Source organism: Providencia sp. PROV252 (assembly GCF_033676005.1).
GTDB classification, from domain to species: Bacteria; Pseudomonadota; Gammaproteobacteria; order Enterobacterales; family Enterobacteriaceae; genus Providencia; species Providencia vermicola.
In genome coordinates this window covers 1,619,946-1,634,025 of sequence record NZ_CP096294.1, presented here as the reverse complement: position 1 = coordinate 1,634,025, position 14,080 = coordinate 1,619,946, and the positions used below count along the sequence as shown (strand labels likewise).

The window sequence follows — 14,080 nt, the reverse complement described above, 5'->3', positions numbered from 1 at the left end:
TAAAAGTAACCTTACCCTCTCAATTGACTGATTAACTTATTGAGGGCGAAATTTCACTTTATATCACTTAACCTGCGAAAGGATAGACAATGAATAAAACGTATTTTGGTCCGTATATCGATGTCAGCGTAGATGCAACTTGGAACGATTGGCAAAACTACCCGAATGGCAGGCCTAATGCGAAATACAGCCAAGCGGCTATCAAATATGGCGTTGATATTCTTTATCTTGGTTTTTTAACCGCAACTCGTGATAAACAAGCAGCATGGTCAGCCCAACCTACGATGCCAATTAGCTGGGCAAAACCGTTAACGGATGAACTTATTACAGCTGGTGTCAACGTTGCCGTTTCATTTGGGGGAGCAGCAAACCAAGATGTTTCCCTCGTACAACCACTGGAACAACTCATTGAAACCTACCAAGAGGTGATAGATGTACTTGGCGCATCACATATCGATTTAGACTTTGAGAACGGCCTCTATGATGCAGACAAGGCGTTTGCTGCGTTAAAAGTGATTATCGAAAATAACCCTGAGATCACCCTAAGCCTAACCTTACCCACCCTGCCTACAGGACTCACAGGGACAGGGCTAGATTTAGTCAAAAAATCAGTGGATGCTGGTTTAGTCATGAAAGTGAATGGCATGGCAATGGACTACTATGACCCGAATATCAGCAGTCTCGGCGATGCGGCTATCAAAGCGGCCATCAGCATTAAGAACCAATTAAAGCCGTTCTACCCAACCGTTGGTGATAAAGAAATGTATGATTATGTTCAAATCACACCGATGATTGGTTTAAACGATGACCTGACTATGTTTAGTTTCCATGATGCGGATATCTTAAGCGAGTTTGCTAAGAAAATAGGGTTAAACCTTGTTTCGATGTGGAGCCTAACTCGCGATTTCCCGGGAAATAAACCTTACCCTGAAGCCACAAGTTCAGGTAATCCAGAGCAGACTCATGAATTTGAATACACTGCGTTATTTACCCAAAAACTGAATTCATAAATAACCCGATATCATCAATATCATGGATAATGGTGATATCCCATTTTTTCTGAAATACGGCGACCTGACGCTTTTAGCAATTGTACATAGTGGTCAAGTTGCTGCTCATCAAAACGAATGGTTGGGAACGAAATCGATAATCCCGCCACCACATGCCCTAAGCGGTCATAAACAGGCACCGCAACACAACGCAAACCGAGTTCTTGCTCTTCTCTATCCTGCGCATAATGGCACTCCCGCACTGCAGCTAATTCCACCAGCAAACTTTCGATGCTTAAAATGGTTGTATCCGTTTTTTGGGTAAACGTCTCATCTTTTAAAGCTAAACGAATGGCTTCTTCATCTTGCCAAGCCAGTAAAATTTTGCCAATTGCTGTGCAATACAGTGGGTTACGGCGGCCTACCCGCGAATACATGCGCAAGTTATAACTGGAATCAATTTTATGAATGTAAATAATGGCATCTTCATCCAATGCCCCTAAATGCACGGCTTCATGGGTTATTTGCCCAATATGGCGCATTTCTTTATCCGCGATTTCAATTAAGTCCACATATTCAAGGGACTTTGCGCCTAATTCAAAGAGCTTTAATGTCAGTGAGTACTTATCTGCCTCACCTTCTTGTTCCACATAGCCCAATTGTTTCATGGTTTGCAAAAAACGAAAGGTGGTGGCCTTTGACATTAATAAACGCTGAGATAGCTCAGAAACACCAATCTCTTTTTGCTCCCCTAACGCACTGAGAATACTAAATACTTTCACCACTGCAGATACGGCATCAGTCTGAGTCGTCTTATCCATGTTATTTTCTTCATCCTATTAGATTGGCCGCGATAATTAATATCATAAAGCCAATTAAAACCACGCGATACGCCATAGCATAATTGTCGAACCTCATAAAAACAAGAACAGCGATTCATTATTTTTAAAACGGCGTTTCATTTTCATTGAGTTTCTGTACCAAATGCGTTTTAATAGCCTCATCAGGTCAGTAATCGATAACACAGTCGTAATCGCGCAGGTGATAAAAATGAGTACACATCCGCAAGTTGCCGTCATTGGCGAGTGCATGGTTGAATTGCAAAAGTCGGGGGAGCTGTATAAGCAAGCCTTCGGTGGGGACACGCTAAACACTGCGCTGTATTTGTCTCGCTTAACTCAAAAACAGGGTGTGACAACACGCTATATCACTGGTTTAGGAAAAGACCCATTCAGCCAACAAATGCTGGATAGCTGGCAGCAAGAAGGTATTAATACTGAAGCTGTCTCAATTTCACAAAAGCATTTACCAGGGATGTACCTAATTGAAACCTCCGCTGATGGCGAACGCCGTTTCTTTTATTGGCGCGATAACGCAGCCGCCAAATTTTGGTTGGATGAAAACAGCAAAGCACACACACAGCAACTTCTTAATTCACAACAATTTATTTATTTAAGTGGCATCAGCTTAGCGATTTTACCTGACTCAGCTCGCCAACTTTTAATGGAAATACTGCAACAAGCTAAACAGCACGGTGCGAAAATTGTGTTTGATAATAACTATCGCCCTGCTCTTTGGCCATCAAAAGAAGCCGCACAACAGGCTTACCAACAAATATTAAAATTAACCGATATCGCGTTTCTGACCTTTGATGACGAGCAACTTCTGTATGGGGATTGCCACGAAATCGAAGCCATTTCGCGTACGCAACTGTATGGCGTGAATGAGATTGTGATCAAACGTGGTGCGGAGGCCTGCTACGTGATCATTGATAATGAGCGCTATGAAGTGCCAGCAAATAAAGTCAGTCACGTTATTGATACCACCGCCGCAGGGGATTCGTTCAGTGCAGGTTATCTTGCCTGCCGCATTTTGGGCGGCACACCGTGCGACGCGGCAAAAACTGGCCACTTACTAGCAGGAACTGTTATCCAACACCGGGGAGCAATTATTCCTGCCGAGGCCATGCCAACCACCGATTTAGGAAAATGTTAAGGGGCTTTAGCCATGAATCAACTGATTGAAAGAATTAAAAAACTGAACGTTGTTCCCGTGATCACCATTAATCATGCAGAACATGGCGCACCACTTGCTAAAGCCTTGGTGGAAAACGGCCTGCCGTGTGCGGAAGTGACTTTTCGTACCCCTGCCGCCGTGCAAGCCATTAAAAATATGCGTGCCGCCTACCCTGAATTGCTGATTGCTGCTGGCACCGTGTTAACCACTGAACAAGTTGACCAAGCTATTGATGCAGGCGTGGACTTCATTGTTAGCCCAGGTTTTAACCCCAAAATCGTCGCTTATTGCCAACAAAAGAAAGTGATTATTATTCCTGGAGTGAATAACCCAAGCCTCGTCGAACAGGCCCTTGAGTTTAACCTGACCACCTTAAAATTCTTCCCCGCGGAAGCCTCTGGCGGCGTTGCCATGCTAAAAGCCCTGAGCGCTGTTTACCCAGTGAAATTTATGCCAACGGGCGGTATCGGTGTAAAAAACATTAAGGAATACAACGCGTTACCATCGGTGTTAGTCTGCGGTGGCTCGTGGATGGTGCCAAATGACTTAATTGACAAAGAAGACTGGCAAGCGCTCGGTAAATTAATTGCCCAAGCGGCAGCCATTTAATTAACAATAAAAAATCTCGTTGTCGTCATTATGCCCTTATTCCCATGATAAGGGCTTTTTTATGAGAAATTAGCCTGCATTTTTTGCTCAATACTCACTAATCCCAACAGCTGTGACTTGATTAATTATTGGTATTATTCATCAATAAAACGTTTGAGCTGTAACCGCAGCATCTCATTTTCACGCCGCAGTCTATCATTTTGATCCATCAAGCTCATGGCCATTGCAATCCCTGGCCAATCAATCTCTAGCTCATGGTAAAGACGCACCGCCCTTCTCACAATAATCACGGCTTGGTCGTCAAATAACCATTCATGAGTTGTTTCAATCGGTTGGATTATCCCCAGCCCGACAATTTCCTGTAATTCATCTTCAGCGATACCTGTATGAATACAGAAATCAATAACGGTTAGTGTTGTTAACTGTTCCATTATTTTCCTCCCCAATTCTTACGCGGGTCAAAACTCTGTTGTGCCTCCGCCAACTTCTGCCACAGTGCGTTGGATTGTGCATCACTGCTCTCTGGCATCACCACTTTTATAATCACGTATAAATCACCAGCATGCCCCTTGTGTACCAGTCCTTTTCCTTTAATTCGTAATTTTTGGCCTACTTGGCTATTTGCAGGAACTGTAATAACGATAGGGTCTTTGAGCGTCGGAATAGTGATTTTGGTGCCTAGCGCCGCTTCCCAAGGTGCTAAAGGCGCCACAATTTCCAAATCATGCCCTTTAATATCAAATAATGGATGTGGTGCAATGCGGATGGTAATCCATAAATCACCGTTTTCACCGCCATTTTCCCCTGCGGTACCTTGCCCTTTTAAGCGAATGCGTTGCCCATCGATAACCCCCGCAGGGATTGTCACATTTAATGTTTTGGGGATTTCATTATCGATAAAGCCATAGGCATTATAAACTGGTAAATTGTAGCTTATGGTGCGTTTGTGTGATTCTTGGCTCTCTTCGAGGAAAATAGCCAATTCCACTTCGAGGTCTTGGCCGCGGTGGCTACGAGGCTGCCTTGTGCTACCACTACGTGCACGTTGAGAAAACATCGATGAGAAAATATCATCGAAATTCCCTGAATCAAAACCTTGCTGGGAGTATGAATGACTTTGCTGGCCTTGAGCCCCTTGGTTAAAATAAGGGTCGTTTCGGTGTTCCCACATCTCATCGTATTCTGCACGCTTTTCTTTATCACTTAGTACTGCCCACGCTTCGGCGATTTCTTTAAAACGCGCTTCCGCATCGGGCTCTTTGCTAACATCAGGGTGATATTTGCGCGCTAAGCGGCGATATGCGGTTTTAATGGTCTTCAAATCATCAGTGCGATTTACACCCATGATGCTGTAATAATCCTTTAGTTCCATAGTCATATCTCGTTCATTTATTTGTTGAATAGAATTCTTATGGTGCTTTACCTTGCCGCGTGTATTTTGAAAATATAATGGCAGCATTGAATTTAACTTAAGATATTTAAGCAATAATTGGAATAGCCGAATGAGGCTAAAAATTAAATATATTAATTAATCAGCCCATTCAATAGATAACGATATTGTTGATTTCACGCGAACTACCATTCCATAAACACAGAAATTATTGATAAATCCCCCTAAAAACAGGAAATTTTCACCATTTCAGGCTAAACCTATAAAAGAGCTAATTGATTGCAAAGGAAACCCTATGGATGCTATTACCAGCCGCCTGAGCTATAAAATGAATTTCGCCATATCAGTTGAAGATTTTATTCGGTTAATTCTTCAGTCACCGTTTAGAGAAACGGTTTCAACCGATAATCTAACTCAATTAGATGCAATGCTGAATAACGCGGATTTATTGATTAGTGCATGGGACGATGAGCAAGTGGTGGGGTTTGTCCGCGCGGTCACGGATTTTAGTTCTTGCTGTTATATCTGCGAACTTGCCATTGACGCACATTATCAAAAACACGGCATCGACCGTCAATTAATGCGCATTGCCGCCGAAGAACTTCCCCCCGACTGCCAAATTTTATTTTTCTCCACCGACAGCAATCTCACCGAATATCTGAAATTGGGCTTCACCCAATCACCAAGAGCTTGGCACACCACCGCGGAGACCTATTTAGCCAAATCCGCCGATAGGGATTGAGGCACTCACTCACAATAAATTCAAGAAAATACTTTTTAATTCAACAATGATGCCCTAACCAATTCACACATAATAAACTCAAAAAATTCTTTCAACTCCGTTGCGATGTTCTAAATAATTCGGATTATGGATAGAAGACTAGAAAAGATACTTCGAGAAAAGCACTCATGTTTAGAAATCGGCGAGGGAAACCATTTCAATCTTATTATTCCCTCGATGCAAATGCTCTAAATAATTCGGATTGTGGGTAGAGGACTAGAAAAGATACTTCGAGAAAGGCACACATGTTTAGAAATCGGCGAGGGAAACCATTTCAATCTTATTATTCCCTCGATGCAAATGCTCTAAATAATTCGTGCTACAGCTAGGCGGCGAGTGAGTTTAGCCCTAGGAGCATACATAAGTATGTGACTAGGGTGAACTCATGAAGCCAACAACGCTGTGGTGCGAAGTATGACGAGCATCATCGCAACTTACCGCGCAAGCGCTTAATAGCCTGACTATGAAGCTGACTCACCCTCGACTCCCCCACCTCCAGCACCGCACCAATCTCCTTCAGGTTCAGCTCCTCTTGGTAGTACAACGTCAGCACCATTTTTTCACGCTCTGGTAGCTGGTCTATCGCCGCCATCACTTGCGACTTTAAGCTCGACTCCATCAGCAAACTCAGAGGATTACCACCGTCACTCTCATCCATTTGCGGCTCACAGCTTTCCCCGTGAACTTCATGCCACTCATCGTAGGAAAATAGCTGGCTATTATTGGTATCTAGCAGTGCTTGGCGATACTCTGCAAGGTCAATATCCAGCGCTTTAGCGATTTCTGGCTCCGTCGCGCTGCGCCCCAGTGATTGTTCCAGCGCGCCAATGGCCTTAGTCATTTCCCTTGCTTGGCGGCGCACGCTGCGCGGTACCCAGTCACGGCTGCGCAGTTCATCAAGCATTGAGCCACGAATACGCTGCACCGCATAGGTGGCGAACGATGCCCCTTGGGTAACATCGAAACGTTCCAATGCATGCAATAAACCAATGCCCCCCGCTTGAATTAGGTCGTCGATATCAACACTGGCGGGTAGTCTAACTTGCAGTTTCAGGGCTTCATGGCGTATTAGAGGGTAATAACGCTCCCATAGGCTATTTTTATTAATCACACCTTCGGCAGTATACAAATCACTCACAACCTGAATCACCCTTCAAGCTTTATAAAAGGTACCCATTATCTGTGTTGGTTTTGATTTCAATCCGTAGAGTAAGGCACTAAATGTGGCTTTATTTCCCTTATCCTAAATAGGCAAAATTTGAATATTCACGAGGTTAATGGTTGTTTTAACACAACTTTCAAGAGATTTGATGGGTAATACAAGTGGGCGTGGTTATTTTGTTAAAAGGTAGCTTTTTCATTAAATTGCAGGTTTTGGCTTTAGACTTTGCTATTAGCTGTAAGCTGGGTTAACCCCCTTAAAACAAATGAAGCTATTGGTAAACAACAAGCGCGCTTGGCGCTATGCATCATAACCAAGGTAAACATAGCATTTGCTATGGGAAGTAATGACAATGAAAATAATCGGACTAATAGATTATATAAAAAATATAATTCTTAAATCTATTTAATATTAATTAAACATTGAAATTATTCAGGCTAACAAGGTAAAAAATCACTATTTGACAGATTTAATTTACATAATGTATTTTTACATTCACCAATGCAACGGCAGATGAGTTTAATTAAAAAATCAAGTATGACCTTTATGAAATAATTAACTTTAAATTTTAACTTAAACCGTTAAGAATAAAAATGGCATACAAAATATATTTCTTTTATTTTTTCTTTCTTTTCCCAATGTGGATATCCAAAACATTGCAGCCCATCTATTGGGAACAGCAGGCGCAATTGAAGTTATTTTCAATTTCATACGTAATGATGGCGGTTGCGGGGCGTGCTCACTATTTTATGCCAAAGGGCTATCCCGATTTGGTACTAAGACTGGTTTAATTGTGGGCTTTTTCCTGTATGGGTGTGGCCTTGTTCTTAGAGCCTATCCCACAGGGATGGCTATCGCCGTGACTTCAGGTTTGATGGCAGGGATGGGTGCGAGTATTATCGCTATTGCGCTAAAATCACTAATTTTTAATATTGATAAACAGGAACAAAATAAAGTCCTGCTACACACCGATAATTTAAGCACAGTTGCACAAAGCCTTGGGGCTTTTATTGCAGGAGGGCTAGTGACGATTTTATCAATTATCGATCAAACTCCATATCGTTCCGCCTTATTGATTAGCGGGGTCATGGTATTAATCGCCATAGTAGCCATTCCTTCATTAAAAATACCAAAAACTGAGAAACCATTAGTGAAAAAAGGTTCCCCAAAAGGCATTTCATTTTTTCCTTTTCTCAGTAAAGCAGATTTAATTTTATTTATTGCATTTATTATCAGTGGCGCCAGTTGGGCACTGATCTTTCCCATTATTCCTGTGTATTTAAAAAACATGCATTTTTCAGATGCGAATGTTGGCCTTGTGATGTCATTAGGCGTTATTTCTGGGTTAGTACTCAAGAACCTTTTTATGTTTATTTTTTCTGACAAAGATAAACCTATCTCATTACTCGTTTTTTCTGGTTTATGCATGCTGATGCTCTATGGCATGTTTTGGTCGATAAAATTTAGCTCCCCGATTGTTTTCGCCATCTCGGTTATTGCCATGTATATGTTTAGAACCGTTTGCTCACTATTAATTAATTTGGTTGAGATGGAGATTGCCCGCAAAGGGAATGCCGAACATATTTTTGGTTTAATACAAACCGCATTTTTAACAGGGGATATATTTGGCGGAATCGCCCTACCCTATGTTTATGAGTCTGGTTTTCTGGTTAACACCCCTCTCGTTATTATTATTTTTATTCTGTTATCAAATATATTAATTTACGCCTGTGCCAAAATTAACACTAAAACGTATGCGGAGTTTAACTGAAATACTACAGCGAGCCCTAAATAACTCGTGTTGCGGCTAGGCGACGAAGGCGGTTATCCCGAATCACGTACATAAGTACGTGATTCGGGTGACTGACTGACGGCAACACCCTTGTAGTGCAAAATATGACAGGCAAAGAAAAGGCCAGCAATGCTGGCCTTCAGTATCATTAACCAATTACGAATTAACGTAACAGGCTCAGAACACCTTGTGGAACTTGGTTAGCTTGCGCCAACACAGCAGTACCTGCTTGTTGCAGAATCTGGCCACGGCTCATGTTAGAAACTTCAGTTGCGAAGTCAGCATCTTGAATACGGCTACGTGCTGCGCTCAGGTTGTTAACAGAGTTGTTCAGGTTGTTGATGGTAGATTGGAAACGGTTTTGAATCGCACCTAAAGAAGAACGCATACCGTCAACATTATTGATAGCCTCATCTAAAGTTTTCAGTTGAGCTTCCGCTTTCTCAGTTGCAGCTTTAGCATCAGCATCAGAAGTGACAGTTACTTCTTTACCCACTTTATATTCTAAAGTTTTTGCATCTGTTGCAGTATCTGGATTTATAACAGTAACCTCAGCTTCATAAACCTTAGCATCGTCACCAGTACCAATAGTAATGTACTGTTTGCCATTAACTTCTGAAACACTTTCAACATCAGCAGCAGCCGTACCATTAACTGATGCCTTGCCATAGTCAGCAGCGACAGTACCAACACCATCCTCTGCTGGTGCTAATTCAGAGGCGGTTTTAACGCCTTTAGTTAATTGCCCTGCTGTTATACCCGTAAATCGTTCTGCGCCAACTTCTAAGTCTTTCACTTTTAATGTTGAACTGTCCACTTTTTTCAGATCAAATTCAATTTTTTCTTTATCGTTAGTCCCAACATGGATAGACATTTTAGGATTGTCACCGCTCAGCACTTTAACGCCGTTAAACTGAGTTTGTTCAGAAATACGGTCGATTTCCTTCAGACGCTCACCAACTTCTTCTTGAATTGATTTAATATCAGACTCAGAGTTTGAACCATTTTTAGCTTGCACGGCAAGTTCACGAATACGTTGTAAGTTATCGTTAATTTCGTTCAATGCACCTTCAGTGGTTTGCGCAATAGAAATACCGTCGTTCGCATTACGAGACGCTTGTGTTAAACCTTTAACGTTTGCAGTAAAACGGTTAGCAATCGCTTGACCTGCCGCATCATCTTTTGCGCTGTTGATACGTGAACCAGAAGATAAACGTTCAATTGCAGAGCCTAATACGCCTTGTGAACGGTTTAAGTTGTTCTGAGTGGTCAGAGACAGAATGTTAGTGTTAATAACTTGTGCCATGGTAATGTCCTTGTTATTCAAATTAATAAGCTAAGCCTATGTGCTTAACTGAGTGATTTTCGTCAGCAATATGTTTATCGGCTGTAACCAAAACCCCTTTAGGCTTTTTGCATAAAAATTTCATCAATAACGGCAAAACCTGCACTGGAAGCCGCTTTTTACTTTATTATTTTGTTGGGAATTATTTTATTTTTATCAATTTTCGAGTTATTTACCCCTAATAAGGATAAATACCTAGGTTTATCCCGTTACTTCCCGCCATCGTTGTTTTTCAGAATAGTCTAAAATTTTGCTCCGTTTTGCCGATAAGACTCTAAATAGACTCTATTTCAGAGTTAATGACACAGGCATAGACTCTAAATCATTCGGGTTGCAGGTAGGCGACAAGTGAAGAGAGGCCGATGAGCATACACAAGTATGTGATTCGGCTAGCTGAGCGAAGTCAACACTCCTGCAACTTGAAGGATGACGAGAATAGCGTAGGAGAAAACATGGCAGGAATATCCACACTCGGTATCGGGTCAAACTTAGATTTAAACGTACAAATGGACCAATTAGAAGCGATGGAGCGCCGTCGTTTAGAGCCATTAACCACCCAAAAAGCCAGTTATGATGCACAAATTAGCGCCTATGGTAAAATGCAGTCATCCTTAGAAAAACTAAAAAAAGCCGCGGAAGATTTAAAAAAATATGGTGATATCAGCACCACCAAAGTCACTGGCGAATATAAAGCCTTTGATGTAAAAACTGACGGTAAAGCTGTTGCGGGCGTGCATGATGTTGTCGTTAAGCAAATGGCAAAAGCGCAAACTATCGCAACCAAAGGCCAAAGTGACAATAAAGCAATGCTAGGGAGTAATGATAAAGAGCGTACTATCACCATTACTCAACCGTCACAAAAAGAAGATAAAGATAAAATTGTTATCAAATTAGATAACGAACATACATCATTAATTGAAATTGCGGATGCCATTAATAAAACAGATAAAGGTGTTAGTGCGTCTGTCATTAAAGATAGAACTAACCAATACCATTTAGTTATAACTTCAAAGAAAGAAGGTACTGATAACCGTATTAGCATTAAGGTTGATGGAGACGATAAGCTAGCTAATTTACTCAATGTAGACTCTGTATTGACTCAAGTTGATGGAAAAGACGTTATCTCTACGTCTGGTAGTCAAATGGATCAAATGGTTGCTCCACAAAATGCATTGTTAAACATTGATGGCTTCGAGCTTGAATCACAAACCAATGAAGCCAAAGACCTGTTTCCAGGTTTAACGCTGACCTTAAAAAAAGAGAGTGAAGATCAGAAACCAGATCACCTAATCGTTTCTGAAGATATCGAGCCCGCCAAAGGAAAAATAAAAGCTTGGGTAGATGCCTATAATGAATTCCAAAATTTAGCCAAAGAACTGACTAAATACACTCCTTCCGAAAAAGGTACTGAACCCAATAAAACCAATGGCCCACTGATTGGCGACTCTACTTTGCGCATGATCCAAAGTACCCTGCGCACGCAAGTTCGCATGCCACAAGCAAGTGGTGAAATTGATACACTTGGCAAAATGGGTATTAAGCAAAAACTCGATGGCACCTTAGAAATCGATAATAAAGTGCTGGATAAAGCGCTAAAAGAAAACCCTTCTAGCGTCAAAGTATTTTTTGCTGGGGACGGAAAAGAAACGGGGTTTGGCACCGAAAACTTTAACTACTTAAAAGACACCTTAGATAGCAAAGAAGGCACGCTACATAACGCCACCGATGGTATCCAAAAGAAAAAGAAAAGTTTAGATAAACGTATTGAGCAGACCAATAAGCAAATCGAAAACACCATGGATATGTACCGTCGCCAATTCCAAAACCTCGATAAAATGATGACGTCGCTCAACAGCACCAGTAATTCATTAGGCCGACTTTTAGGTTAAAAAATATGTATCAACGACACGCACAGCAAGCCTACCAACAAGTCGATTTGGAGAGTGAAATCACCAATGCGACCCCGTACCAGCTGATCCAAATCCTGTTTAAAGGGGCGCTAAGTGCCCTGAAACGCGGGGAGATTTTTATGCAGCAAGGGAAGGTGGCTGAAAAAGGTAAAGAAATCTCAAAAGCTATCGACATCATTGACACTGGGTTAAAGCAGTCGTTAAATTATGAAGCTGGCGGCGAACTTGCGGAAAATTTAGCAAGTTTGTATGAGTATATGACAATGCAGCTACTCCGTGCCAACCTCGAAAACAACGTGGCTTATGTCCAAGAAGTTTACCAGTTACTCTCCGATATCGCCTCTGCATGGCAACAAATCGGTGCAAATGTGGATGAAAGATAATCAGGTGGACAATAAAAATCCTATCGATTTACAAGAAATATACCGTAATGTCTTAGTATTAAGTGAAAATTTAGTTGCCTTAGCGCAATCTGGGGAATGGGAGACACTGGTCTCCCGCGAAACGGAGTACGTCCTGGCGGTGGAAAACCTCACCGCGTTAACGCAAGCGTTCGAAGAACAGCAGCCAATCACTGAGGAATTTATTCAGTTATTGCATAAAATTATTGAAAATGAACGTGTGACTAAAGAATATTTACAACAGCATTTAAACTTTTTAAGCAAAGAAATTAAGCAATTAGACCAAAAACGGGTGCTCAATAACAGCTATGGGCAATTCGATGAGACTGACGCCCCGTTGGTTATTCGCCCTAGGGAATAAAATTTGTGTGTCAGGCCAACAAACCTGACACGCCTCTTCCAATGACTATTGCTGCTGTTTTAAACGTTGCTGTTTTTTCAGCTTTTTGAGCAGCATATTGCGTTTTAACGTGGATAAGTGGTCGAGGAACACTTTACCGTGCAAGTGGTCGATTTCATGTTGCATCACGATGGCTAAAAACTCATCGCTGTCCACCTCAAATTCTTTACCGTGTCTATCAAACGCTTTCACTTTCACACGTAAGAAACGGTCGACATCCGCGTAGATTTCAGGCACTGACAAGCACCCTTCTTGGTAACTGGTTTCCCCTTCGCTTTCGACGATTTCAGGGTTGACAAACACCATCGGTTCATCACGGTTTTCCGAAATATCAATCACCATAATGGATTTGGTTTCAGCAATTTGCGTAGCAGCAAGGCCAATGCCATTATCAGTGCTGTACATGGTATCGATTAGATCATCGATTAACGTTTGTACCGCGGCGAAATCCGTCACAGGGCTGCATTTAATGCGCAGTCTTTCATCGGGAATTTCAATAATTTCTCTTACTGCCATAATTCAAATCCTATTAATTCAGTCTTTATTCTTAATAATTGAATCTATTGCTCAGCCAAATTATCTAAACGAACAAAGTTGCATAAGCAAGCACCCCAACACCGCGCGTTAAACACGTTAAGAGGAGATAGGCTTGCACGCCTTTTTCTAATGAATGGCCTAATAAATAAGTATGGAAAACATTATCAACTTTTTCATTTGCCAAAAATAGGCAAAAAATGACATTGTGATTTAACCTTGCTCGCACCTTGATGCTTTTTTCGCTTCTTCGCTTGACCAAGCAATTTAAAATTTCGTGTAAAAACAAGGTACAATGCGGATTAGCAGAAAAATACCATGTTATTTAACAAACTTCACCTAAAATATGCAAAAAGTGTCATTTAAGCAATTAATCATTTTACAATTATCTATCGCTAACAATTTCTCATCACCTGTTTAAATAACACTGGAGTTAAACTATCCCACTGCCAATATCCCGAATAAACAGCTTTGTATAAGCGATTTATCATTTAAGCCAAAAGCCTATAGCATACTGGTGTCATTCAGACGATGACACATATTCAAACGATAACAAATAAAACAGAAAATAAATAAAACCACCAAACAAGCTAACTCTGGCATTGCCTCTGTCGCGGCAATGAGTAATATCCCCTATTCCCTAAACAGCCGATTCAGTGCAGGGTTGGTATCGGCCGTAATCAAGACGGCAAAGTACTTGCCGCTGGGATGCAATACCCAGTTAGGCAAAATGTAAACCTACGTAGTTCTA

Annotated in this window: 14 protein-coding genes; 8 read left to right on the top strand and 6 right to left on the bottom strand. The window is 41.5% G+C overall.

Annotation, left to right across the window (positions count from 1 at the left end):
- The first annotated feature begins 89 nt into the window (after nt 1-89).
- Nucleotides 90-1,010: a chitinase gene (locus M1F05_RS07345; protein ID WP_206083894.1), complete on the top strand. Its 921-nt coding sequence runs from the start codon at nt 90-92 to the stop codon at nt 1,008-1,010.
- 20 nt (nt 1,011-1,030) lie between these two features.
- Here the strand turns inward: M1F05_RS07345 and kdgR are convergent, their stop codons facing one another.
- Complete coding sequence (kdgR, locus tag M1F05_RS07340; RefSeq protein WP_206083893.1) at nt 1,031-1,810, bottom strand: DNA-binding transcriptional regulator KdgR; 780 nt, start codon at nt 1,808-1,810, stop codon at nt 1,031-1,033.
- A gap of 229 nt (nt 1,811-2,039) precedes the next feature.
- On the opposite strand from kdgR, the gene M1F05_RS07335 reads away from it, so the two are divergent.
- Nucleotides 2,040-2,984 (top strand): sugar kinase, encoded by a 945-nt coding sequence (locus tag M1F05_RS07335; RefSeq protein WP_206083892.1) that lies wholly within the window; start codon nt 2,040-2,042, stop codon nt 2,982-2,984.
- Nucleotides 2,985-2,996: 12 nt separating this feature from the next.
- Nucleotides 2,997-3,614, top strand: coding sequence for a bifunctional 4-hydroxy-2-oxoglutarate aldolase/2-dehydro-3-deoxy-phosphogluconate aldolase (locus M1F05_RS07330; RefSeq protein WP_206083891.1), 618 nt, complete (start codon nt 2,997-2,999; stop codon nt 3,612-3,614).
- A gap of 134 nt (nt 3,615-3,748) precedes the next feature.
- Here M1F05_RS07330 and M1F05_RS07325 read toward each other — a convergent pair whose 3' ends face one another.
- Together M1F05_RS07325 and cbpA are read right to left on the bottom strand one after the other, a co-directional pair.
- Nucleotides 3,749-4,045, bottom strand: a complete 297-nt coding sequence (locus M1F05_RS07325) for a chaperone modulator CbpM (RefSeq protein ID WP_206083890.1) — start codon at nt 4,043-4,045, stop codon at nt 3,749-3,751.
- Nucleotides 4,045-4,986, bottom strand: a complete 942-nt coding sequence (cbpA, locus tag M1F05_RS07320) for a curved DNA-binding protein (RefSeq protein WP_206084379.1) — start codon at nt 4,984-4,986, stop codon at nt 4,045-4,047. Before cbpA ends, M1F05_RS07325 begins: the two co-directional genes overlap by 1 nt.
- Nucleotides 4,987-5,299: 313 nt before the next feature.
- Between cbpA and M1F05_RS07315 the strand changes: the two genes are divergently transcribed.
- Nucleotides 5,300-5,746 (top strand): GNAT family N-acetyltransferase, encoded by a 447-nt coding sequence (locus M1F05_RS07315; protein ID WP_206083889.1) that lies wholly within the window; start codon nt 5,300-5,302, stop codon nt 5,744-5,746.
- A gap of 463 nt (nt 5,747-6,209) precedes the next feature.
- On the opposite strand, the gene M1F05_RS07310 is transcribed toward M1F05_RS07315, so the two are convergent.
- The gene (locus tag M1F05_RS07310) at nt 6,210-6,923 is read right to left on the bottom strand and encodes an RNA polymerase sigma factor FliA (RefSeq protein ID WP_206083888.1); all 714 of its coding nucleotides are present in this window, start codon (nt 6,921-6,923) and stop codon (nt 6,210-6,212) included.
- 664 nt (nt 6,924-7,587) lie between these two features.
- On the opposite strand from M1F05_RS07310, the gene M1F05_RS07305 reads away from it, so the two are divergent.
- Nucleotides 7,588-8,718 (top strand): MFS transporter, encoded by a 1,131-nt coding sequence (locus tag M1F05_RS07305; RefSeq protein WP_241017464.1) that lies wholly within the window; start codon nt 7,588-7,590, stop codon nt 8,716-8,718.
- A gap of 184 nt (nt 8,719-8,902) precedes the next feature.
- On the opposite strand, the gene M1F05_RS07300 is transcribed toward M1F05_RS07305, so the two are convergent.
- Nucleotides 8,903-10,045 (bottom strand): FliC/FljB family flagellin, encoded by a 1,143-nt coding sequence (locus M1F05_RS07300; RefSeq protein ID WP_206083887.1) that lies wholly within the window; start codon nt 10,043-10,045, stop codon nt 8,903-8,905.
- Nucleotides 10,046-10,536: 491 nt separating this feature from the next.
- Here M1F05_RS07300 and fliD point away from each other — a divergent pair, with 491 nt between their 5' ends.
- From fliD to fliT, 3 genes are read left to right on the top strand one after another with little or no spacing between them, the layout of a single operon-like run.
- Nucleotides 10,537-11,973, top strand: a complete 1,437-nt coding sequence (fliD, locus tag M1F05_RS07295; RefSeq protein ID WP_206083886.1) for a flagellar filament capping protein FliD — start codon at nt 10,537-10,539, stop codon at nt 11,971-11,973.
- Nucleotides 11,974-11,978: 5 nt separating this feature from the next.
- Nucleotides 11,979-12,377: a flagellar export chaperone FliS gene (gene fliS / locus M1F05_RS07290; protein WP_004909969.1), complete on the top strand. Its 399-nt coding sequence runs from the start codon at nt 11,979-11,981 to the stop codon at nt 12,375-12,377.
- Nucleotides 12,367-12,756, top strand: coding sequence for a flagellar protein FliT (gene fliT, locus M1F05_RS07285; RefSeq protein WP_206083885.1), 390 nt, complete (start codon nt 12,367-12,369; stop codon nt 12,754-12,756). The genes fliS and fliT overlap by 11 nt, the downstream gene beginning before the upstream one ends.
- Before the next feature lie 45 nt (nt 12,757-12,801).
- On the opposite strand, the gene def is transcribed toward fliT, so the two are convergent.
- Nucleotides 12,802-13,311 carry a peptide deformylase gene (def, locus tag M1F05_RS07280; RefSeq protein ID WP_206083884.1) on the bottom strand — a complete coding sequence of 170 codons (510 nt, stop codon included), beginning with the start codon at nt 13,309-13,311 and terminating at the stop codon, nt 12,802-12,804.
- Nucleotides 13,312-14,080: the final 769 nt, after the last annotated feature.